Here is a 21,536-nt window from a genome sequence, read left to right on the forward strand (position 1 = left end):
GGCGCAAGGCAGACCGTGAGCGCAAGGCGAGCGGCGACCGCAAGGCAAGCGACCAGCGCAAGGCGGGTTTGGGCAAGCGGGGCGGCCGTGAGGTGGGCGGGGCGGAAAAATCCGGTTTCGCTGAGGGGGTGGAGGCGGCAGACTGCGCGCGTGCATTCGGCGATTACGGTTACTCCCGGGCAGCTGCCTGGGCTGCTGCTTCATGTGGCGGTCGTGCGGCCTGTTTTCGTGTGGGGAGCGCCCGGGATCGGCAAGAGCTCGCTGGTGCGCGACTTCGCGGCGTCGCTCGGGCTCGATTGTGTCACGCTGGTCGGCACCCAGCTCGCGGCCGAGGATCTGATCGGCGTGCCGGAGCTGCGGGACGGGCGGAGCCGGTTCGCGCCGCCGGAGATGATTGCGCGGGAGGAGCCGTACTGCCTGTTTCTCGATGAGTTGAACGCGTCGAGTGCGGAGGTGCAGAAGGCGTTCTACTCGCTGATCCTGGACCGGCGCATCGGGGACTACGAGTTGCCGGCCGGGTCGATCGTGATCGGGGCCGGTAACCGGGCCAGTGACAACGCGCTGGCCCGGCCGATGGCTTCGGCGCTGGTGAACCGGCTCGTCCACGTACATCTGCGGGCCTCGCACGCCGATTGGAGCGCGTGGGCGCTCACCGCCGGGATCCACCCGTGGGTGCTCGACTACCTGGCCGAGCGGCCCGATCATCTGTGGTCGGCGCCGCCCAAGACCGAGGAGGCGTTCTCGACGCCGCGCAGCTGGCACATGCTCTCCGACGCGCTGCGGTCCTACGGGGACGGCATCGACGAGGAGACGGTACGGCTGCTGGCCGCCGGGACGCTCAGCCCGGTGCACGCGAGCGCGTTCGGCGGGTACGTGAAGCTCGTGCGGCACCGGTACGGGCTGGACGCGATCCTGCGCGGGGACGCGGGCTGGCCGTCGCGTCCGGCCGACCGGGATCTGCTGTACTTCCTGGCCGAGACGTTCCGGGCGCGGCTGGTCAAGGAGCTGCCGGCCGACAAGGACCACGCCCCGGCGGCCGTACGGCATTTCGCCCACCGGGCCAAGGCGCTGCTGGTCGAGCTGGCCGAGCTGTCCTTGGAGTGCGGCCGCCTGGTCATCGCGGCCGGGGAGGACGGGTCCCCCGTACTGCCCGCCTGGTTCCTGGTAGAGGTCAGCCGCGACCTGCCCCGGTTGGTAGCAGCGCGAGCATGAAGAAAACCAAGAAAGAGCCCGACCCGAACACTGCCGCCTTCGAGAAGGCGTGGAAGACGCTGGCCGCGCACCCGATGTTCGCGCCGATGACCTCGGCCCGGTACCCGCAGATCAGCGCGACGGCCAAGCTGGTCGACGAGCCGGGCATCGGTTACGCCATCGTCGGCCCGGCCGGGTCGATCCGGGCCAACCGCACCCGCAAGCTCGACCAGGACGGCTGGCAGTGGGTCCTCGCGCACTGCCTGCTGCACCTGGGCTTCGGGCATCACGCGCGGGAGTGGGACGACGTGGCCTGCCTGGCCGTGACCCGGTTCCAGCGCGCGGTGAAGCTGGGCCGCGAGCCGTTCCCGCTGCCGGCCGAGCTGCCCGCGGCCGACGAGGAGCAGCTGCGCCGCAATGGGCTCAAGGCGGAGTTCACCGACTGCGGCGCCGGGTCGCCCGACCTGTCGTACGAGCACATCAGAGATGATCCGCAGTGGCCGGACCGGTTCGCGCTCGGGCTGTCGGCCGCCGCCACCGCCGCGGTCGACGTGGCCGGCGGCGCCCGCACCTCGATCACCGACCCGGCCGCCCGGCGGGCGCCGTGGCAGCGGGCGCTGAGCTGGTTCATCGGTTCCTATCCGCTGCTCGGCGCGATCGCGGCCCGGTTCACGTTGGTGGCCGACGCCGAGCTGGCCCGGGGCCTGGACATCTCGGTGGCCGCCGTCTCTCCGGAAGCCGGCGAGATCTACGTGAACCCGCAGCGCCGGCTGGACGACGAAGAGTGGCGTTTCGTGCTCGCCCACGAGATGCTGCACGCCGCGTTGCGCCACGGGGACCGGGTCGGCGGGCGCGACCCGTACCTCTGGAATGTCGCCTGTGACTTCGTCGTGAACGGGTGGCTGGTCGAGATGGGGGTCGGCCTGCTGCCCGACGGGACGCTGCACGATCCGGCGCTGGCGGGGCTGTCGGCCGAGGACGTCTACGACCGGATCGCCGGCGACCTGCGGCGGATGCGCAAGCTGGCCACCCTGCGGGGCACCGGCCGGGGCGACATCATCGGCCCGCCCGGCGCCCGGCCCCGCGCGGTCGACCTGGACGAGTACTGCCGCCGGGCCCTGCTCAGCGGGTACGCGTACCACCTGAGCAGCGGCCGCGGTGTGCTGCCGGCCGGGCTCGTGGCCGAGATCCGCGTGCTGGAGCAGCCGCCGCTGCCGTGGGACGTGCGGCTGGCCCGCTGGTTCGACGAGCACGTCCCGTCGCCGGAGTGGCAGCGGACGTACGCGCGCCCGTCGCGCCGCCAGGCCGCCACCCCCGGCATCCCGCGCCCCGGCCGGCACCTGCCCGAGGAGGTCGTCCGCCGGTGCACGTTCGGCGTCGTCGTGGACACGTCGGGCTCGATGAACCACGAGCTGATGGGCAAGGCGCTGGGCGCGATCGCCTCCTACGCCACCGCCCGGGACGTGCCCGCCGCCCGCGTGGTGTTCTGCGACGCCGCCGCCTACGACGCCGGCTACCTGCCGGTCGACGACATAGCCGGGCGGGTGCGGGTCCGCGGCCGGGGCGGCACCGTCCTGCAGCCCGGCGTCGACCTGCTCGAACGGGCCGTCGACTTCCCGCCCACCGGACCGATTCTGGTCATCACCGACGGCGAATGCGACGTGCTGCGCGTCCGGCGCGAGCACGCCTACCTGATGCCGGCCGGAGCGCGCCTGCCGTTCACCCCGCGCGGCGAGGTCTTCCGGCTCAGCTGAGCTCCCGGACGCCGACCCGCTGGTCGCCGCTGCGCTCACCGGTCAGCTTGAAGCCGAGCCGGAGGTAGAAGTCCTCCGGGCCGCCGGCGCGGGGTTCCCACGTGACGTACGCCCGGGTGCCGCCCCGCGCGCGAATCTCCCGGCAGACCGCCTCCACCGCGTACGTCCCGAAGCCCCGGCCCTGCTCCTCCGCCGCGATGTTGAGCCGCCAGAGCCCGGAGCGCCGATCGTCCGGTTCGCGCTCGGGATCCCAGGGGAGGTCGAGGAACGCCATCAGGAAGCCGACCACGCGATCGCCGTCGTAGATCAGCCACGGCCACGCGTACTCGCGGAAGACGAACGCCTCCGCGAGGGACGTGACGACCGGCTCGACCAGGTCCTCCTGATCGGGCCGCACCCGCACGGCCAGCGCGGCCTCGTAGTTGTCCGGGGTGATCGCCTCGAGACGCATCCGCGCACCCTAGCCGATCACTCCTTCAGCTTGGTGGGATCGAGGGTCGTCTCCTCGTGGCGGACGTTGCGGTTGTAGAGGTACGTGATCAGCCAGAGCACGACGCCGATGACCAGCAGGATGCCGGCCACGCGGTAGTCGGCGCCGGCCCGGCCGGACAGCGGGCTGGCCAGGTACGCGCAAGTGACGGCGCCGATCACCGGGATCACCGTCGGGGCCTTGAAGTGCTCGTGCTCGACCGGATCGCGCCGCAGGACCAGCACCGCGATGTTGACGACGGTGAAGACGCAGAGCAGCAGCAGCGAGGTGGTTCCGCCCAGGGCGGCCAGGTCGGCGAACCAGACGAGGCCGAAAGCGATCACCGTCGTGAAGACAATTCCCACCCAGGGGGTACGCCTCGTGCGGTGCACCCGCCCCAGCACCCGGGGCAGCACCCGCTCGTTCGCCATGCCGTACAGCAGCCGGCTGGCCATCAGCATGTTGATCAGCGCCGAGTTGGCCACCGCGAACATCGTGATGAAGGCGAAGATCCACAGCGGGAACCCGGACGCGCCCGCCTGCACCACCTTGAGCAGCGGGGCGTCGCCCTCGCCGAGCTCCTCCGGCGACACCAGCGCCACCGACGAGATCGAGACCAGCACGTAGATGACGCCGGTGATGCACAGCCCGGTGAGCATGACCTTGGGGAAGATCCGGACCGGGTCCTTGGTCTCCTCGGCCATGTTGACCGAGTCCTCGAAGCCGACCATGGCGAAGAACGCGAGCGCCGTGGCCGCCGTGACCGCGAAGAAGCCGCTCTCCCCCTCGGCCGGGGTGAAGTCGGTCAACCGGGACAGGTCGCCGTCGCCGCCGCCGAGCGCCCACGCGCCGATGCAGATGACGATCAGCAGGCCGGAGAGCTCGACACAGGTCAGCAGCACGTTGAGCTTGACGCTCTCGCCCACCCCGCGGAAGTTGATCAGCCCGACCAGCACGATGAACCCGAGCGCGATGGCGGTCAGCGCCGCGCCGTCCTCCCACGACAGGTCGAACGCCTCGACGAAGTTCGACGCGAACGCCTTGGAGGCGCTGGACGCGCTGGTCAGACCCGAGCACATGACGGCGAAGGTGACGATGAACGTCAGGAAGTGGATGCCGAACGCCTTGTGCGTGTAGAGCGCCGCCCCCGCCGCGCGCGGGTACTTGGTCACCAGCTCCAGATAGCTGAACGCGGTCAGCACCGCGACGATGAACGCGATGAGGAACGGCAGCCACACCGCCCCGCCGACCTCGGAGGCGACCCGCCCGGTGAGCGCGTAGACGCCCGTGCCGAGGATGTCGCCGACCACGAAAAGCAGGAGAAGCCCGGGGCCCATGACCCGCTTGAGGGAGGGCTGTTCCGTCGTCACCGCATCCGCCATGAACAGAGCGTCATACATCTTGAACGTTCTGTCGAGTCGACACTATCGACGCGTCACGATCGCCGGGTAGCGTCTGCTCATGCGCATCGTGGTAGCCGCCAAGCCCGAAGCCGACACCCCGTGGGTCGCCGACGCCGTGATCGGCCTGGCCAAGCAGACCGGCGCCACGGTCGCCGTGGTGGCGGCGGACGAGGTCGAGCTGGAGCGCCTGGCCTCGGTCCCGCGCAGCGTCTTCGCCGACAAGGCCTACCAGTCGGCCTCGGCCCTGGCCCAGCGCCTGGCCGAGGCCGGCATCGAGGCCAGCGTGACCGTCGTTCCGGGCCGCCCGGTCCCGGCCGTCCTCCAGTTCGCCGAAACCCAGCAGGCCGACCTGATCGTGACCGGCTCGACCAGCCGCCCGGCCGTGGCCGAGCGCCTGCTGGGCAGCGTCCCCCTGGATCTCATCAAGCAGTCGTCCCGCCCGGTCCTGGTGGTGACCCACCCGGGCCAGGCCCGGGCGTAGCCAGCGCCGAAAACCAGCTCACCGACCCGCTGGCGCCTATTGTCACGGCCGTGGCGACGGTGCGGGTGGAAGCGGTCATCGACGTCTCGGCGGCGCGGGTGTGGGACGCGGTGGCCGATGTCGTCGAGGGGCAGCGGATGCCGCTGACCTACCACCACGCCTCGTTCCAGGTGTTCGGCGAGGGTGACGGCTGCCGGCTGGTCTGGGTGACCGATGTGCTGCCGCACGCGATGGCGCCGATGGTGCGCGGGGTCGTCGAGCGGGGTATCACGGAGATCAAAGAGACCCTCGAGTCGGGAAGCTGACAGGGCCCGTACGGCCTCGGCGGAGCGGTCGAAAAAGGGCGCGGCAGTCTTCCGGGACAGATGCTTGAAGGCAATAGTAAACGCCGAAATTGCCCGGTCGGTGGGTACACATGGGACCGATCGCGGTCGATGCGGGTGGATCAGTCCGGTCACCCATCCATAACAGACGATATGCAGACCGTGACCGACACGACAGGGTGGATCTCGCTCGACGGGTGCGGGGGACACGAAGGGGACGGTCAGTGGTGAACGCGGTGATATACGTGCGGCCGGAGAACTACGGGGCGAGCGCCAGCCGCTGTCTCGAGTACTGCGCGGCCCGCCGGTACAACGTGGTCGGTCTGATCCAGGGCGACTGGCCCGCCGCCTCGCGCATGCTCGCCGAAGGGCTGGCGTCCGTGGTCGTGGTCTCCTCCTCGGAGCAGCTCGACCCGCACCTGGAGCCCCGCATCGAGGTGGTGCCCAAGCCGCGCCGCCAGCGCCGCTCGTCGTCCTCGGCCGCCCAGCCGGGCCGCCGGTGGGCGTCCGACAACCCGGGCTCGTCGCTGCACACCTCCACCGATCCTGCTCCGCGCAGCGGGGTACCGGCCCGCCCGGTACCCCGCAACCTCTTCCGCTCCTAGCCGTCCCACCACCGCGGGGCCAGGTCGTCGGGAGTGTCCGGGCTCGCGAAGAAGAACGGCACGCCGAAGCGCTCGGCCAGGGCCCGGCCTTGTTCGGTGGCCCGCCCGCCCTCCGGCCAGGGCGGCGCTTGGCCGTTGAACAGCCGGATGTCGCCGCCTCCGTCGACCGCGGTGAGGAAGACCTCGTCAAGCCCGGGACGCCGGACGATGGCGACCAGCCGGACGTACCAGCCCTGCGTGTCGCCGTCCCAGTAGGCCTCGACGGCCGCGACCGGCGCCCCGACGGCTTCCACCTTCTCGATCAGCTGCTCGATGGTCGGCGGCGGTGGCTCCGGCTGGACGAGACCCTGCCGGTCGAGTTCCCGCTGCCGCGCGAGCAGGAGGTCCTGAGCTTCGTAGAGACCGGGCGGGGGCCGCAACCCGCCTTCGTCGCGAAGGTGGACGACGGCCGGCAGGAGCTTCCGTTCGCCCAGCAGCTCGTCGATCCGAGCCCGGTGCGCGGGGCTCAGATCGTCCCACCAGCTCACAAGACGAAGCGGGTCTGTGAATACGGCTCGCCCTTGCCGAAGGCGAGGACCGTGGCCGGGCGGAGGGCGAAGACCAGCGCCTCGTTGCCCTCGTCGCCGACGAACAGGCCGTCGACGGCGCGGAAGTCCCAGCCGTGGCGCGTTTTCCAGAGGCGGGCCAGGTGGCCGGTCGCGGCGACCTGAGTGGCGACGCCCTCCACGACCACGTCCAGGCCCTCGTCGGCCGGCGCCGTGCCGGTGGTGATGGCGCACTGCGGGCTGCGGGCCAGGTTGCGGAGCTCGGCGCGCATCGAAGCATGGTAACGGCCGGTGCTGCGGGAGGGCGGGGGTCTCGGCAACGACCCCGGGCCGTCCACCCGCAGCACGTTCATGGGCCCGTACGGCCAGCATGCCCGCCGCGTGTTACAAAAAGCGCCATGACCTTCTCGATCGTTGCCCGCTCGGCCGACGGTACGGCCGTCGGCGTGGCCGTGGCCAGCAAGTTCCTCGGTGTGGGGGCGGCCGTGCCGGCGGCGCTGGCCGAGGTGGGGGCGGTGGCCACCCAGTCGTACGCCAATCTCGCGTACCGCCCGCAGGCCCTGGCCCTGCTCGGCACCGGCACGAAGGCCACCGAGACGGTCAGGGCGCTGATCGCGGGTGACGCCGGCCCGGTCGCGCACCGCCAGGTCGGTGTCGTCGGGATGGACGGGCCGGGCGCCACCTTCACCGGCGACCAGTGCCATCCGTGGGCGGGCGGCGTGGCCGGTGACGGCTACGCGATCCAGGGCAACATGCTCGCCGGTCCGGAGGTGGTCGCCGCCATGGAGGCGGCCTGGACGAAGCGGGCCGGCGAGAAGATCCAGTACCGGCTGCTGGCCGCCCTGCAGGCGGGTGACGCAGCCGGCGGTGACCGTCGCGGACGGCAGAGCGCCGCCTTGTACGTCGTCGCCAAGGGCATGGGCTACGGCGGCACGAGCGACGTGCTGGCCGATCTGCGGGTCGACGACCACCCGGAGCCGGCCAAGGAGCTGGGCCGCCTGCTCGACCTGCACACCCTGTACTTCGAGCGCCCCGACCCGGCCACCCTGATCCCGCTCACCGGGGAGATCGCCGACGAGGTCCGCACGCGGCTGGCGAGCGCCGGCCACCGGGACGACGACCTCAACGACGCCCTGGCGAGCTGGGCCGGCGTCGAGAACCTCGAGGAGCGGCTGGTGGCGGACAACATCGACCCGAAGGTGCTCGAGATCCTACGAAAAGCTTAGGGCGGGCACGGTGCACAACGCCGCCAGCGACGGGACGAGCGCCGCCGGATCGGCGTTGGCGGCCAGCCGGCGTACGGCCTCGGGGTCCAGCGGAGGCACCGGGACGTGGGAGATCAGCGGGTGTGACGGCCGCCGGTCCTCCTCGCCCGTGCCGAACAGGACCTCGCCCATCTTCTCCCCCGGCCGCAGCCCGGTGTAGACGATGTCGACCGGGGCCGGCGCCAGCTCGACCATCTGCCGGGCCACGTCGGCGATGCGCACCGGCGAGCCCATCTGCAGCACGAGCGCCTCGCCCCCGTGCCCGATCGCCGCCGCCTGGATGACCAGATGGCAGGCCTCCTGGATGGTCATGAAGTAGCGGGTCACGTCGGGGTGGGTGACCGTGATCGGGCCACCGTCGGCGATCTGGGCGGCGAACCGGTCGAACACCGAGCCGCGGCTGCCCAGCACGTTGCCGAACCGCACGCTCAGGAACGTTCCCCGGCGCTGGGTGGCCACGTGCGCGGTGAGCCTTTCGGTGATGCGCTTGGAGTAGCCGAGGACGCTGGCCGGGTCGGCCGCCTTGTCGGTGGAGATGTTGACGAAGCGTTCGACCGACGACGCCGCCTCCAGCACGGCCAGCGTGCCCCAGATGTTGGTCTTGACGGCCTCGCCCGGGTAGCGCTCGAGCAGCGGCAGGTGTTTCAGCGCGGCCGCGTGGAAGACCACCTCGGGCCGCCGGTCGCGGAAGATGGCCTGGATCCGGTCGACGTCGCGCAGCGACGCCAGGATCACCGCCGGGTCGCTGAGGGTCGCCCTCGGGTCGAGAGACAGCTGTACGGCCTGGAGCGCGCTCTCGTCCCGGTCGAGCATCATGAGCTCGGCCGGCGAGAACCGGTTGATCTGCCGGCACAGCTCCGAGCCGATCGACCCGCCGGCCCCGGTCACCAGCACCCGCTTGCCGGTCAGGTAGCCGGCGATGGCGTCGAGGTCGGTCTCGATCGGCACCCGGCCCAGCAGGTCGGTCACCCGCACCTCGCGCAGGTCACGCACCCCGATCTCGTGGTCGAGCAGCTCGCTCATGGCGGGCACGACCAGGAAGCGGACACCGGCCGCGTCGGCGAGCGCGCGGATCTCCCGTACCAGCGGGGCCCCGGCGTTGGAGACGGCGAAGACCACGGTGGTGGCCCCGGTCCGGGCGACCATGGCGGCCAGGGCGGTGCGGTCGCCGAGCACGGGCACGCCCGCCACCCGGGTCCGCTGCTTGGCCGGGTCGTCGTCGAGCACGCCGACCGGCACGTACCGGCTGCGCGGGTCGAAGAGCATGCTGTGCAGCAGATCGCGGGCGGCGCTGCCCCCGCCGAAGAGCAGGGCCCGCGTCTTGAGCCCGGCGGACGGCCGCGAGCGCCACCGCTCGTAACGGGTGGCGAGCATGTAGAGCAGATTCTCGCCGCCGGCCACGGACACAGCCTAGAGCTGCGGGTACGGGCGGCGCGCAAGTTCCGAATAATGCTTCGCGTTATGGAACGAGCCCCTAGATTCCAAGCGTGGAGCTGCGGGACTACCTCCGGGTCGCCCGGCGTCAATGGTGGGTCGTCGCGCTCACCGTGGTCGCCGCGATGGGGATCGCCTCGGTGTACACCGCGCACACCACGCCCCTGTACGCGTCGTCCACGCAGTTCTTCATCGCCACCGCCAACGCGGAGGGCTCGAGCGCCCTCGAGGGGTCGATGTTCGCCACCAACCGGCTCAAGACGTACGAGGCGGTCCTCAAGGGCGAGCGCCTGGCCAAGCTGATCGCGGCCAACGACAGCCTCGACCTGAGCCCGGCCGAGATCCAGGAGCGCATCTCCGTGGTCACCGACTCGGCCACCGTGCTGATCGAGGTCAGCGTCGAGGACGCCGACCCCGCGCTGGCCCAGGCGGTGGCCGAGGAGCTGGCGGTGCAGTTCCCCGCGCTCGTCAAGCAGCTCGAGCTGCCGGACAGCGGCAAGACGGCGGCGGCCACGATCGAGACGATGGAGCCGCCCCAGGTGGGCGAGAACCCGGTCGTGCCGCGGCCGATGCACAATCTGGCCCTGGCCGTCGCGATGGGCCTGCTCATCGGCACCGCCCTCGGGGTGGTCCGGGAGATCGCCGACTCGTCGATCCGTGAGCCGGGCCGGCTGGGCGAGCTGGCCGGCGCGCCCGTGCTGGCCTGCATCCCGGTCGACCGCAGGGCGGCCCGGCGCCGCGGCGGCGGCCCGTTCCTGTCCGACCGCGACTCGAAACGGGCCGAGGCGCTGCGGCAGCTGCGCACCACCGTCCAGCACGCCTCTCCGGACCGCCCGGTCAAGACCCTCGCCATCACCAGCGCGATGCCCGGCGAGGGCCGCTCGGCCACCGCGTGCGGGCTGGCCATCCTGTTCGCCGAGGCCGGCCAGCAGGTGCTGATCGTCGACGCCGAGCTGCGCCGCCCGCGCCTGGCCGCGTTCCTGGGCCGCGAGGGCTCGGCCGGGCTGACCACCGTGCTGGTCGGGGCGGCCTCGCTCGACCAGGTGCTGCAGCCGTGGGGGGCCGGGCTGTGGCTGCTCTCCAGCGGGCACCCGCCGCCCAACCCGAGCGAGCTGCTCGGCTCGCAGCGCATGGGCGACCTCCTGGACGAGCTGCGGGGCCGCTTCGACCTGGTCATCCTCGACTCGCCGCCGCTGCTGCCGGTGGCCGACGGGGCGGTGGTCGCGGCCCGGGCGGATGGCGCGCTTCTGCTCGTACGCTCCCGCAAGACCACCCAGGCCCAGGTGACCGGCGCCGTACGGGCGCTGAAGCAGGTCGACGCCCGCCTGCTCGGCTGTGTCTTCACGATGGTCAAGTCCCGGCAGGCCTGCTGTGTCTGATAGAACCGCGCCCGGCAGCTTCCAGACCGCCACCGAGAAGCTGGTGCCGGCCAGGATCGCCGAGGTCTTCCAGAACAGCCCGGACGACCTGCCGACCCGGCTGGCCACCATGGCCCGCTACGCCCGCCGCAGCCAGGTCACCCGCTTCGCCGCGCTCTACGAGCTGTTCAAGCTGGCCCTGCCGGTCAAGGGCTCGATCGTCGAGTGCGGCGTCTTCCGGGGCGCCAGCTTCATGACGTTCGCTCAGCTCAGCGCGGCCCTCGAGCCGACCAACCTGACCCGGCGGCTGTACGGGTTCGACTCGTTCGGCGGCTTCCCGTCGGTGTCGGCCGGCGACAGCCCGGACCGGACCGGGGCCAAGCCGGGCGATCTGGCCGCCGACAGCTACGACGAGCTGACCCGGCTGCTGGAGATCTACGACACCGACCGCTTTCTCGGCCACCTGCCCAAGGCCCAGCTGATCCGCGGCGACGTCACCGAGACCATTCCGGCCTTCGTCGAGGACAACCAGCATCTGGTCGTCAGCCTGCTCTTCCTCGACCTCGACCTGTACGAGCCCACGCGCGTGGCGCTGCAGCATTTCCTGCCGCGGATGCCCAGGGGCGCCGTGCTGGCCTTCGACGAGCTGGACAACCCGCTGTGGCCCGGCGAGACGAAGGCGGCCCTGGACGAGGTCGGGCTCAACCGGCTGGAGCTGCGGCGCTTCGACTTCGACCCGTACATCGGATACGCCGTCCTATGACCAGCGCCGACCTCGCCCGCGCGGTGCGCCGGCACGTGCTGCGGATGACCAATTCGGGCCGCAGCTCCCATGTCGGCTCGGCGCTGTCCTGCGCCGACATCCTGGCCGTGCTCTACGCCGAGGTGCTCCAGGTCGATCCGGCCCACCCGGACCGGCCCGACCGGGACCGCTTCATCATGAGCAAGGGCCACGCCGGGGCCGCCCTCTACGCGGTCCTGGCCGAGCGCGGCTTCTTCGACACCCGGCTGCTGACCCAGCACTACCGCAACGGCTCGTTCCTCTCCGGGCACGTCAGCCACGTCGGCATCCCGGGCGTCGAACTCTCCACCGGCTCGCTCGGGCACGGCCTGCCGGTCGGCGCCGGCCTGGCCTGGCAGGCCCGCCGGACGGGCAAGACCTGGCGGACGTACGTGTTGCTGGGCGACGGCGAGTGCGACGAGGGCACGATCTGGGAGTCGGCCATGTTCGCCGCGCATCACCGCCTCGCCAACCTGGTGGCCATTGTGGACTGGAACGGGCTGCAGTCGATGGGCACCACCGAGGAGACCCTGGCGCTGGAGCCGTTCGCCGACAAGTGGCGCTCTTTCGGCTGGGACGTGGCCGAGGTCGACGGCCATGATCATCCTTTGCTGGCCCGGGCTCTCCGCGAGCCGCACGAGAAGCCGCTTGCGCTGCTGGCCCGGACGGTCAAGGGCAAGGGCGTGTCCTTCATGGAGAACCAGGTGCTCTGGCACTACCGCCCGCCCGACGACACCGAGCTGGCCGGGGCGATGAGCGAGGTGGCCCGATGAGGAGCCGCTTCTTCGACGAGCTGCTGGCCGCGGCCGAGACCGACCCGAACGTCGTGCTCATCACCGGCGACATCGGCTTCGGTGTGGTCGAGGAGTTCCGGAAGAGCCGTCCCGGGCAGTTCGTCAACGCCGGGGTGGCCGAGCAGAACATGACCGGCTTGGCGACCGGCATCGCGCTGGGCGGGGCGCGCGTGTTCACGTACAGCATCGCGAATTTCCCGACCCTGCGCTGTCTCGAGCAGATCCGCAACGACGTCGCGTACCACCACGCCGACGTCGTCGTCGTCGCCGTCGGCGGCGGTCTCTCCTACGGCGCGCTCGGCATGTCCCACCACGCCACCGAGGATCTGGCCATCATGCGGGCCATCCCGGGGCTGGCCGTGGCCGCGCCGGGCGACGCCGCCGAGACGAGCGCGGTGATGGCCGACCTCGTCACCAACGGCGGTCCCGCGTACCTGCGGCTCGGCAAGTCCGGCGAGCCGATGGTGCACCGGGCGCCGATCCAGCTCTGCCGCGGCGAGTCGATCGCGCTGCGCACCGGCGGCGACATCGCGCTGTTCAGCACCGGCGCGATCCTGGAGTCGGCCCTGCGGGCCGCCGATCTGCTGAGCCAGGCGGGCGTACGGGCCGACGTGCGCTCCTTCCCCTGGGTCGACCCGATCGATCTGGTGGCCATCCACGACGCCGCTCACCGCTACCCCACCATCGTGACCGTCGAGGAGCACTCGGTCGTCGGCGGGCTGGGCAGCGCGGTGGCCGAGATCCTGGCCGAGCTGCCGCACTCGGCCTCGCTGATCCGGGTCGCGCTGCCGCCCCGCTTCTCCTCGCTCGTCGGCGACCAGGACTACCTGCGCGGGGCGCACGGCCTCGACCCCGCCTCGATCACCCACCGGGTGCTGGAACAGATGGAGGTCAACCGTGGACTGGCGAGTCAGGTTCGTTGACTATCCCGAGCAGTGGCGCCGTCAGCGCGACGGCCTGCTGCCCGTCATCGAGGAGACCATCGCGCGCGGCGACCTCATGCTGCGCCGGCAATTGGCCGACTTCGAGACCCACCTCGCGTCGTTCAACTCCTCGGCCCGGGCCGTCGGCGTCAGCAACTGCACCGACGGCTTGCGGCTGCTGGCCCATGCGCTCGACATCGGGCCCGGCGACGAGATCGTCACGGTGGCCCACACGTTCGTGGCCACGATGTCGCCGTTCGTGCTGCGCGGGGCCACGCCGGTGCTGGTCGACATCGGCGACGACCACCTGATGGACACGTCCCGGCTGGCCGAGGCGGTCACGCCCCGGACCCGCGTCATCATCCCGGTGCACCTCAACGGCCGTACGGTCGACATGACCGCGGTCCAGGAAGCGGCCTCCTCGGTCGGGGCCGTGATCGTCGAGGACGCCGCCCAGGCGCTCGGCGCGACCCTGGACGGGCGTACCTCCGGGACCTTCGGCCTGGCCAGCACGTACTCGTTCTACCCGGCCAAGATGCTGGGCGCGCTGGGCGACGCGGGCGCGGTGCTGACCGACGACCCGGCGCTGGCCGACCGGCTGCTGGCGCTGCGCGACCACGGGCGGGTGGCCAAAGCCGAGCTCGACGGGTGGGGCTACAACTGCCGGCTGGACAACCTGCAGGCGGCCGTCCTGGACTGGCGGCTGGCCCGGCTGCCGTCGTGGATCGACCGCCGCCGGGAGATCGCCCGGCTCTACACGTCACTGCTGGGCGACGTGCCGGAGCTGCAGATCCCGGTCGGGCCGGACGACGACCCGCGCCGGCGCGACGTCTACCAGAACTACCCGGTCACCTGCGAGGCCAGGGACCGGCTGGCCGCGCACCTGCGTGACGACGGGATCGAGACGCTGATCTCGTGGCCGATCCCGCTGCACCGGCAGAAGGGGCTCGGGCTCTCGCACTGGCAGCTGCCACGCACCGAGAAGCTGTGCGACGAGGTGCTGTCGCTGCCGATGCAGGTCGAGCTCACCGACGACCAGGTCTCGTACGTGGCGGCCAGCGTCCGGAAGTTCTTCGGCCGATGAGCGCGCATCCGTTCGTCAGCGTCGTCGTCCCGTGCTGGAACGAGCGCGACTTCATCGAGGGCTTCCTCGACGCCGTCGAGCAATTCGACTACCCGTCCTTCGAGGTGCTGGTCGTGGACGGGATGAGCGGTGACGGCACTCGCGACATCCTCCGCGACCGCGACGTCCGGATGATCGACAACCCCGGCCACAGCAAGCCGGCCGCCTTGAACCGCGGCATCGACGCCGCCCGCGGTGAGATCATCGTCCGCCTCGACGTGCACGCCGACTATCCACCGGACTACCTGTCGAAGTGCGTCCAGGGCCTGCTGGACCACCCGGACGCCGACAACGTCGGGGGCGTGCGCCGCTCCGAGCCCCGCGACGACAACCTGCTCGGCCGCGCCATCGCCCTGTCCACCACGGACGCCTTCGGCGCCGGCAACACCAAGTACCGCATCGGCGCGGCCGAACCCCAATGGGTCGACACGGTCTTCGGCGGCTGCTACCGCCGCGAGGTCTTCGACCGCATCGGCCACTTCGACGAGGCGCTGACCCGAGCCCAGGACCGCGAGTTCAACCAGCGCCTCCGCGCGGCCGGCGGCAAAATCCTGCTGCTGCCCGACATCACCTGCACCTATTACGCCCGCAGCGACTACCGCGAGTTCTGCTCCTGGATCTTCGAGGGCGGCTACTGGCCCTTCCGCGCCAGCCGCGCCGTAGGCCGCTGGATCGGCGCCTGGCGCAACGTGGTCCCCCTGGCCTTCGTCCTGACCGCCTCCACCGGCCTGGCCCTCTCCCCCTTCTCCCGCCACGCCCGGCGCCTGACCTCCGCCCTGCTGGGCACCTACGGAGCCGCCGCCCTCTTCTCCAGCGCGCGCATGGCCCGCAAGCACCACGACCCCCGCCTCCTGGTCGTCCTGCCCGTCATCTTCGCCACCACCCACGTCATCTACGGCGCGGGCTCGATCTGGGGCATCCTCGACCCCTCCGCCCGGCGGCCCTCATGACACCCGCGCCGGCAAAACCCGCCACCGGACCGACGGCCCTCGGGACATCCGCGCCGGGAGAGCCCACTGGCGGGGTGACGGTGCCGTGACCGAGTTCCTCTACTACCGCGGGCGGGTGGCGCTCCACGCGATCCTGCGCGGCCTCGGCGTCGGGCCCGGCGACGAGGTGATCGTGCAGGCGTACACATGCGCGGCGGTCATCGAACCCCTGCAGCGCCTGCGGGCCAAGCCGGTGTTCGTCGATGTGGAACGTTCCAGCTTCACGATGGACCTCGACCACCTCGCCGCCGCCATCACCGACCGGACCCGTGCGATCGTCGTGCAGCACACGTTCGGCACGCCGGTCGATCTGGCGCGGGTGGCCGCCATCGCCGGGAGTGTGCCGATCGTCGAGGACTGCGCCCACGTCACCGAGCCCGACGACCGCGGCCCGGTCGGCGCGACCGGGGTGGCCGCCTTCTACTCCTACGAGTGGGGCAAGCCGGTCGTCGCCGGGGTCGGCGGCAAAGCGGTGGTCAACGACGAGCGGCTCGCGGCCGTCATGCGCGAGCAGTACGCCGCCTACGTCCCGCCGCCGTCGCGCCGCGAGGCCGTGATGACCGCCCAGTTCCTCGCCCACCAGCTGGCGACCGGCCTCGGCGTGACCTGGCGCCTGCGCGCCCTCTACCGCCGCCTCTCCCGCCTCGGCCTGGTGGTCGGCTCCTACGCCGAGGACGTCCCCGCCAGCCCCGAATACCAGTGGCGGATGACCCGCTCGGTGCAGCGGCGCCTCACCCGCCGTACCGAAGAGGCCCGCCGCCAACTCTCCCGCCGAACCGCCGTCGCCGCGAGTTACCGAGCCGGCCTGACCCGCCTCGGCTTCACCGTGCCGGCAGTCCCCGCCGGTCCCGCCGCGCCCCGAACCACCCCCGCCACTCCGCCCAGCGACCCCAGCACCTCCTCCGCCGGCCCCAGCGCTTCGCCCGGCAACGCCGAAGCGACCGCGACAGGCCCCGGCACTACGCCCGGCAATGACGAAGGATCCGCAGGCGGCCTCGGCGTTCCTCCCGCCACCCACGGAGCGTCCGGAGGCACCGCCGGTGCGTCAGCACGCGGGCGCGGGGCTGGAGCGGCCGGCGGGCCGGTGCCGTTGCGGGTGCCGGTGGCTGTGGGGGACAAACGCGGCCTGCTGGAGGCGGCGGCTCGGCTGCGGGTCGAGATGGGTGACTGGTTCGGCACGCCGGTGCATCCGTTGAGCGGGGCCGCGTTGGAGGCGACGGGTTACCGGCCCGGCTCGTGTCCTAATGCTGAGTGGGCGGCCGAGCATGTGGTCAGCTTCCCGGTTCGGGGGGATGTCGGGCCGCAGGATGTGGAGCGGGGGCTGCGGCTGCTGGGGGCCACGGCCGGGACGCCCGGGAGCGGGGGCGGGATCCGGATCATCGGGGGGCCGTTCAGCGACGGGCAAATTCGGGCGGTGGCGGAGATGCACGCTACCGAGGTGGCGCACGGGTTCCTGTCGTCGCTGGGGGTGCCGGCGCTCGAGGTGCTCTATCGCCATGTTGCAGCCAGTCACCATTGCGCGCTGTTCCTGGCCGTCGAGGGGAACCAGCCGGTTGGTTACATCTGCGGCAGCCTCGACACGTCGGCGCTGGTGCGGGAGTTCGTCCGGCGGCGATGGTGGGTGGCCGGGCCGGCGCTGGTGCCGAAGCTGCTGCGGCCCGGGCGCATCTTCCGGGCCATCGAGACGTTGCGGTACGCGCAGGCGGGCGACGGCCTGCCGCGGGCCGAGGTCATCAACTTCGTCGTGCGGCCGGGGGCGCGCGGACACGGGGTGGCCCAGCAGCTGTTCGAGCGGCTGATGGGGTGGTTCGACGAGCACGGCGAGACGGCGGTCAAGATGGTCACCGGCGAGCAGCAGCGCCGCGCCCACGGCTTCTACCGCAAGGTCGGCGCCGAGCTGCACGGGCACACCTCGATCCACAGCGGCACGGCCTCGCGCGTCTACCTCTACCGGACCGCCCTGAGCGAACAAAAACCACAAACCACCCCTTAGAGGTACGCTCCGCCGATACGCTGACGGCCGTGGGTAAGCTATGACCGCGCGCTACGAACTGGCCAAACGCGCCCTCGACATCGCCGGGGCGGCCGGGATCCTGCTCGTCACGGCGCCCGTGTCGGCATACGCGGCGTGGCGCATCAAGCGGGAGGACGGCGGCCCGCTGCTCTACCGCGGCGAGCGGATCGGCCGGCACGGCAAGCCGTTCGCCATGCTCAAGTTCCGCAGCATGGTCCTCGACGCCGAACGCCTCGGCGGCCCCTCGACCGCCGACGACGACCCGCGGCTGACCGTCACCGGCCGCATGTTGCGCCGCTACAAGCTCGACGAGCTGCCGCAGTTCCTCAACGTGCTGACCGGCGAGATGAGCCTGGTCGGCCCGCGGCCCCAGGTCGCCTCGGACGTGCGCCGCTACACCGAGCGGGAACGCCTGCTGCTCAGCGTCCGGCCCGGCATCACCGACTGGGCGTCCATCGCCTTCCGGGACGAGGGCGCCATCCTGGCCGGCCGCCCCGACCCCGACGCCGCGTACGACGAGCTCATCCGCCCCCGCAAGATCGCGCTGGGACTGGCGTACGTCGAAAGCCGCACCATGCGGACAGACCTGAAGATCCTCGCCCTGACCGCGATGGCCATCGCCGGCGTAAGCCGCGCCGACAAGATGATCCCCGCCGTCGACACCGCCGGCCACTCGCCCACGTCCGGCCCCTCGCTTGCCTGAGGCGCTCCGCTCCCTGTTCCGCAGCGTCCCCGCCGTGGTCCGGCGGGACTACGTCTCGTCCACCGCGATCCACTGGCTCACCCTCGCGTCCGGGCTGCTGCTCTTCCACCTGGTGGCCCGGCGTGCCGGGCCCGCCGGGTTCGCCTACTACCAGGTGGCCCGGGGTGTGGTGGCCACGCTGCAGCCGTTCGCCCTGCTCGGCCTGGTGCCGGCCCTGCACCGTTACCTGCCCCGGGCCGGCGCGTCGGCCCGGGTGCTGGCCCGGCAGTCGTTCCTCACCCAGCTGGTGCTGATGGACCTGGTCGGCCTGCTCGGCCTGGTCGTGGCCGACGACCTGGGGCGGCTGCTCGGCATTCCGGGCGGGGCCACGTCCGTACGCGCCGTCATCGTCCTGCTCGCCGGCAACTGCCTCTGCGTCATCGCGGTGGCCGCCCTGCGCGGCTGCGGCCAGATCACGGCGGCCAATCTGGCCTGGCTCCTCGGGCTCGGTGTCCTCCCGGTCGCCGCCTTCGCGCTGACCGACCGGATGGAGCTCTTCCTGGCCCTGCAGGGCATCGCCATGGTCGCCGTCGCGGTGGCCGGCATCGCCGTGACCCGTTCCCCCCGTACGGAATCGGCGCGCTCACCCGCGTACCGCACGCTTGTGACTTTTGGTCTTCGCCGGGCCCCCGGCGACATCGCCCTGCCCGCCCTGTTCTCCTTCCCCACGTTCTATGCCGCTGCGGCGGCCGGCCCGGGTGACCCCGACGCCGGGTACGTCGGCTTCGTGACCTCGGCCATCACTCTGCTGTGCTCGCTGTTCGGCATGCTCACCCCCGTGCTGCTGCCCCGGCTGAGCGGGGCCTTCCACACCACCGGCGTCGGCGCCGAGCTGGGCCGCGGCCTCAAGACCCTGCCCGTCGCCGCCGCCCTGCTGACCACGCCGGTGACCGCCCTGCTGTTCCTGGCCGCCCCCGCCGTCGTGCACAACTTCCTGGGGCTCGACTTCACCGACGCCGCCGGCGCGCTGCGGCTGGGCCTGCCCGCCGCCATCCCGTTCGCCGTCTTCTACGCGGCCCGCCCGACCCTGGACGCCCTGGCCGACTCGCCCGTCGTCAGCCGTCTGCTCCTGGGCTGCCTGGCCCTGCAGGTCGTGAGCACCCTCGCCCTGGGCCGGCTGCTGTCCCCGTCCACCGCCGCCCTCGCCGGCCTTGCCCTCGGCGCGGTGTGTCTCGGCGCGTCGTCCTACATCGCGCTGCTGCACACGATCCCGGCCCCGCGGTCAGCGGCCGCATCCCGGGCCGCCGGCCGCCGGTGATTCGCGGGCCCGTTGGGCGGTCGGCCGCCCGTCCCGGCGCGGCCACCCGTCCGGGGAGTCCCTCCCGTCCTCCCGCCGGCCGTGGACGGTCATGCCGGGGATGCCGTACGAGGCCGCCATGGGTTCCACGCCACGACCGCCGGTCCAGGACCCCGGCCCCGCAGCCCTTCGACGCCCCGCTCTCCGATGTCATGTCCCTCGGACGACCGAAGCCAACCGTCGCCGGGACGACGTCCGTACGGCGCCGATGTTGGCCGCGACGACCAGCGCGATGGCGAGCCCTTCAACCGGGCTGAGCCGCTGGTCCAGGACGAGATAGCCGGCGATCGCGGCGACGGCGGGCCCCAGGCTCATCAGCACGGCGAAGGTCGTGGTGGGCATGCGGCGCAGGGCCAGCAACTCCAGGCTGTACGGAAGGGCGGAGGACAACAACGCCACGGCAAAGCCCATGACCAGGACGTACGGGTTCAGAAGCGCGCTTGCTGCCGTGCCGGCGCCCAAGGGGAGGGTGACGACGGCGGCCGCGGTCATGGCCAGAGCCAGACCGTCGGTCTTCGGGAAGCGCTGCCCGGCCCGGGCACTGGCCATGATGTATCCCGCCCAGACCGCGCCGGCCGCAGCCGCGAAGCCGATCCCGGCCGGAGTGAGCCGGTCGAATCCGGTGCTGCTCAGCACCGCCACGCCGGCGGCGGCCAGGCCGGCCCACAGCCAGCTCGCCGCACGGCGGGCGGTCACCACCGACAGGACGAGCGGCCCCAGCACCTCCAGCATCACCACGGGACCGAGCGGGATCCGCGCGATCGCGTGATAGGCCAGCGTGTTCATGCCGGCCAGCGCCGCCCCGAACCCGCCGATCAGCAACCAGTCCGCGCGCCGGTATCCCCGCACGCGGGGCCGGCACACCGCCAGCAGCACGAGCGCCGCGATCGTCAGGCGCAACGTGACGACTCCGTCCACGCCGACCCGGGGGAACAGCAGCGCCGCGACCGCGCCGCCGAACGGGCCGGACAGCAGCGCTCCCAGTACCAGCCCCACCGATCCCATGCGGTCGACGCTATAAATCACCCAGCGGCCACGGAAATGCCGAATGTGCTGGGATTATGCTCCGGGGTTATGACCGTGGAGCTGCGGCATCTGCGCGCTTTCCTCGCCATCGCCGCCGAAGGCACCATCACCCGGGCCGCGGCCCGGCTGCACGTGACGCAGCCCGCGCTCTCCCGCACCCTGCGCCAGCTGGAAGACCACCTCGGCGCCCGCCTGATCGACCGGTCCACCCATCACCTGCAGCTCACCGCCGTCGGGCAAGCGTTCCAGCCGCGAGCCGCCGCCGCGGTCACCGCCGTCGACGAGGCCCTCGACCCCGCCCGCGCCGGAACGTGGCCGCTGCGCCTCGGCCACGCCTGGTCGGCCCTGGGCGAACACACCACACCCCTGCTGCGACGCTGGAACCAGGAGCACCCGGACACGCCCCTGAGGCTGCTGCGCGTCGACGACCGCACCGCCGGCCTCGACCGCGGCGCCGTCGACGTCGCCGTCATCCGGGGCGGGACCGACCTGCCCGCCGAGCTCCTCCTGCTCGAACCGCGCGTCGCCGCCGTCGCCGCCGACAGCCCGCTCACCCGGCAAGCCCACCTGACCCTGCACGACCTCGCCACCGAGCCGATCGCCGTCAACACCATCGCCGGCACCGCCAGCCTCGCCCTCTGGCCCCCGCACGACACCCCGAAGACCACCGTCGAGGTCGCCAACACCGACGACTGGGTCGCCACCATCGCCGCCGCCCACGCCGTCGGCATCACCACCACCGCCACCGCAGCCACCTACCCGAACCCCGCCGTCGCCTACATCCCCCTCCTCGACGCACCAGCCGTCCCGGTCCACCTGGCCTGGAAGCAGCCCCCGAGCCACCCCGCGGTGCCGGCTTTCGTCGCCCTGGCCCGCCGGCTCATCCCGCCCCCACCCGCCACGAATTGATCAGCATCAGCCGACGACAACTGCGGGCGTCGATCGAGCCGGTGTTGCCGCCGCGGCCGCAGAAGGCGCCGACTCCGGACCGGCCCTGCCGGCAAGGCACTGGGCGTCAC

22 protein-coding genes are annotated in these 21,536 nt (G+C 72.1%); 16 read left to right on the plus strand and 6 right to left on the minus strand.

Annotated features, from left to right (window positions below; all coding sequences use genetic code 11):
- Positions 1 to 150 precede the first annotated feature (150 nt).
- Positions 151 to 1,212, plus strand: coding sequence for a MoxR family ATPase (locus tag AB0J66_RS05570; protein WP_364655935.1), 1,062 nt, complete (start codon positions 151 to 153; stop codon positions 1,210 to 1,212).
- Positions 1,209 to 2,945, plus strand: coding sequence for a hypothetical protein (locus AB0J66_RS05575; protein WP_364655936.1), 1,737 nt, complete (start codon positions 1,209 to 1,211; stop codon positions 2,943 to 2,945). The genes AB0J66_RS05570 and AB0J66_RS05575 overlap by 4 nt, the downstream gene beginning before the upstream one ends.
- Here AB0J66_RS05575 and AB0J66_RS05580 read toward each other — a convergent pair.
- Both AB0J66_RS05580 and AB0J66_RS05585 read right to left on the minus strand, forming a co-directional pair.
- Positions 2,938 to 3,396: a GNAT family N-acetyltransferase gene (locus AB0J66_RS05580; RefSeq protein ID WP_364655938.1), complete on the minus strand. Its 459-nt coding sequence runs from the start codon at positions 3,394 to 3,396 to the stop codon at positions 2,938 to 2,940. The genes AB0J66_RS05575 and AB0J66_RS05580 overlap by 8 nt on opposite strands.
- 17 nt (positions 3,397 to 3,413) lie before the next feature.
- Complete coding sequence (locus AB0J66_RS05585) at positions 3,414 to 4,814, minus strand: APC family permease (protein WP_364655939.1); 1,401 nt, start codon at positions 4,812 to 4,814, stop codon at positions 3,414 to 3,416.
- A gap of 61 nt (positions 4,815 to 4,875) precedes the next feature.
- Between AB0J66_RS05585 and AB0J66_RS05590 the strand changes: the two genes are divergently transcribed.
- The 3 genes from AB0J66_RS05590 to AB0J66_RS05600 all read left to right on the plus strand — a co-directional run bounded on the left by AB0J66_RS05590 (position 4,876) and on the right by AB0J66_RS05600 (position 6,226).
- Complete coding sequence (locus tag AB0J66_RS05590; RefSeq protein ID WP_364655941.1) at positions 4,876 to 5,298, plus strand: universal stress protein; 423 nt, start codon at positions 4,876 to 4,878, stop codon at positions 5,296 to 5,298.
- A gap of 50 nt (positions 5,299 to 5,348) precedes the next feature.
- Positions 5,349 to 5,603 carry a hypothetical protein gene (locus tag AB0J66_RS05595; protein ID WP_364655943.1) on the plus strand — a complete coding sequence of 85 codons (255 nt, stop codon included), beginning with the start codon at positions 5,349 to 5,351 and terminating at the stop codon, positions 5,601 to 5,603.
- 245 nt (positions 5,604 to 5,848) lie between these two features.
- Positions 5,849 to 6,226, plus strand: coding sequence for a hypothetical protein (locus AB0J66_RS05600; protein ID WP_364655945.1), 378 nt, complete (start codon positions 5,849 to 5,851; stop codon positions 6,224 to 6,226).
- Here the strand turns inward: AB0J66_RS05600 and AB0J66_RS05605 are convergent.
- Positions 6,223 to 6,753 (minus strand): hypothetical protein, encoded by a 531-nt coding sequence (locus AB0J66_RS05605; RefSeq protein ID WP_364655947.1) that lies wholly within the window; start codon positions 6,751 to 6,753, stop codon positions 6,223 to 6,225. The two genes, AB0J66_RS05600 and AB0J66_RS05605, sit on opposite strands and share 4 nt — an antisense overlap.
- The gene (locus AB0J66_RS05610; protein ID WP_364655949.1) at positions 6,750 to 7,043 is read right to left on the minus strand and encodes a hypothetical protein; all 294 of its coding nucleotides are present in this window, start codon (positions 7,041 to 7,043) and stop codon (positions 6,750 to 6,752) included. The genes AB0J66_RS05605 and AB0J66_RS05610 overlap by 4 nt, the downstream gene beginning before the upstream one ends.
- Before the next feature lie 126 nt (positions 7,044 to 7,169).
- Here AB0J66_RS05610 and AB0J66_RS05615 point away from each other — a divergent pair, with 126 nt between their 5' ends.
- Positions 7,170 to 7,997: a DUF1028 domain-containing protein gene (locus AB0J66_RS05615; RefSeq protein WP_364655950.1), complete on the plus strand. Its 828-nt coding sequence runs from the start codon at positions 7,170 to 7,172 to the stop codon at positions 7,995 to 7,997.
- On the opposite strand, the gene AB0J66_RS05620 is transcribed toward AB0J66_RS05615, so the two are convergent.
- Positions 7,983 to 9,410, minus strand: a complete 1,428-nt coding sequence (locus AB0J66_RS05620; protein ID WP_364656042.1) for a nucleoside-diphosphate sugar epimerase/dehydratase — start codon at positions 9,408 to 9,410, stop codon at positions 7,983 to 7,985. The two genes, AB0J66_RS05615 and AB0J66_RS05620, sit on opposite strands and share 15 nt — an antisense overlap.
- Positions 9,411 to 9,523: 113 nt before the next feature.
- On the opposite strand from AB0J66_RS05620, the gene AB0J66_RS05625 reads away from it, so the two are divergent.
- From AB0J66_RS05625 to AB0J66_RS05665, 9 genes are all read left to right on the plus strand, one after another.
- Positions 9,524 to 10,849, plus strand: a complete 1,326-nt coding sequence (locus tag AB0J66_RS05625; protein WP_364655952.1) for a polysaccharide biosynthesis tyrosine autokinase — start codon at positions 9,524 to 9,526, stop codon at positions 10,847 to 10,849.
- Positions 10,842 to 11,591 carry a TylF/MycF/NovP-related O-methyltransferase gene (locus tag AB0J66_RS05630; protein ID WP_364655953.1) on the plus strand — a complete coding sequence of 250 codons (750 nt, stop codon included), beginning with the start codon at positions 10,842 to 10,844 and terminating at the stop codon, positions 11,589 to 11,591. The genes AB0J66_RS05625 and AB0J66_RS05630 overlap by 8 nt, the downstream gene beginning before the upstream one ends.
- Positions 11,588 to 12,382: a transketolase gene (locus tag AB0J66_RS05635; RefSeq protein ID WP_364655955.1), complete on the plus strand. Its 795-nt coding sequence runs from the start codon at positions 11,588 to 11,590 to the stop codon at positions 12,380 to 12,382. The genes AB0J66_RS05630 and AB0J66_RS05635 overlap by 4 nt, the downstream gene beginning before the upstream one ends.
- The gene (locus AB0J66_RS05640; RefSeq protein ID WP_364655957.1) at positions 12,379 to 13,326 is read left to right on the plus strand and encodes a transketolase C-terminal domain-containing protein; all 948 of its coding nucleotides are present in this window, start codon (positions 12,379 to 12,381) and stop codon (positions 13,324 to 13,326) included. Before AB0J66_RS05635 ends, AB0J66_RS05640 begins: the two co-directional genes overlap by 4 nt.
- Positions 13,301 to 14,410, plus strand: coding sequence for a DegT/DnrJ/EryC1/StrS family aminotransferase (locus AB0J66_RS05645; RefSeq protein WP_364655959.1), 1,110 nt, complete (start codon positions 13,301 to 13,303; stop codon positions 14,408 to 14,410). The genes AB0J66_RS05640 and AB0J66_RS05645 overlap by 26 nt, the downstream gene beginning before the upstream one ends.
- Positions 14,407 to 15,399 (plus strand): glycosyltransferase family 2 protein, encoded by a 993-nt coding sequence (locus AB0J66_RS05650; RefSeq protein WP_364655961.1) that lies wholly within the window; start codon positions 14,407 to 14,409, stop codon positions 15,397 to 15,399. Before AB0J66_RS05645 ends, AB0J66_RS05650 begins: the two co-directional genes overlap by 4 nt.
- 85 nt (positions 15,400 to 15,484) lie before the next feature.
- Positions 15,485 to 17,431 carry a bifunctional aminotransferase class I/II-fold pyridoxal phosphate-dependent enzyme/GNAT family N-acetyltransferase gene (locus AB0J66_RS05655; protein ID WP_364655963.1) on the plus strand — a complete coding sequence of 649 codons (1,947 nt, stop codon included), beginning with the start codon at positions 15,485 to 15,487 and terminating at the stop codon, positions 17,429 to 17,431.
- A gap of 40 nt (positions 17,432 to 17,471) precedes the next feature.
- Complete coding sequence (locus tag AB0J66_RS05660) at positions 17,472 to 18,155, plus strand: sugar transferase (RefSeq protein ID WP_364655965.1); 684 nt, start codon at positions 17,472 to 17,474, stop codon at positions 18,153 to 18,155.
- Complete coding sequence (locus AB0J66_RS05665) at positions 18,148 to 19,452, plus strand: hypothetical protein (protein ID WP_364655967.1); 1,305 nt, start codon at positions 18,148 to 18,150, stop codon at positions 19,450 to 19,452. Before AB0J66_RS05660 ends, AB0J66_RS05665 begins: the two co-directional genes overlap by 8 nt.
- A 189-nt stretch (positions 19,453 to 19,641) precedes the next feature.
- On the opposite strand, the gene AB0J66_RS05670 is transcribed toward AB0J66_RS05665, so the two are convergent.
- Entirely contained in the window at positions 19,642 to 20,496 is an 855-nt protein-coding gene (locus AB0J66_RS05670; RefSeq protein ID WP_364655968.1) for an EamA family transporter, read from the minus strand.
- Positions 20,497 to 20,565: 69 nt separating this feature from the next.
- On the opposite strand from AB0J66_RS05670, the gene AB0J66_RS05675 reads away from it, so the two are divergent.
- Entirely contained in the window at positions 20,566 to 21,426 is an 861-nt protein-coding gene (locus tag AB0J66_RS05675; protein WP_364655970.1) for a LysR family transcriptional regulator, read from the plus strand.
- Positions 21,427 to 21,536: the final 110 nt, after the last annotated feature.

Origin of the sequence: Actinoplanes sp. NPDC049598 (assembly GCF_040675435.1) — a bacterium.
Classification (GTDB): Bacteria; Actinomycetota; Actinomycetes; order Mycobacteriales; family Micromonosporaceae; genus Actinoplanes.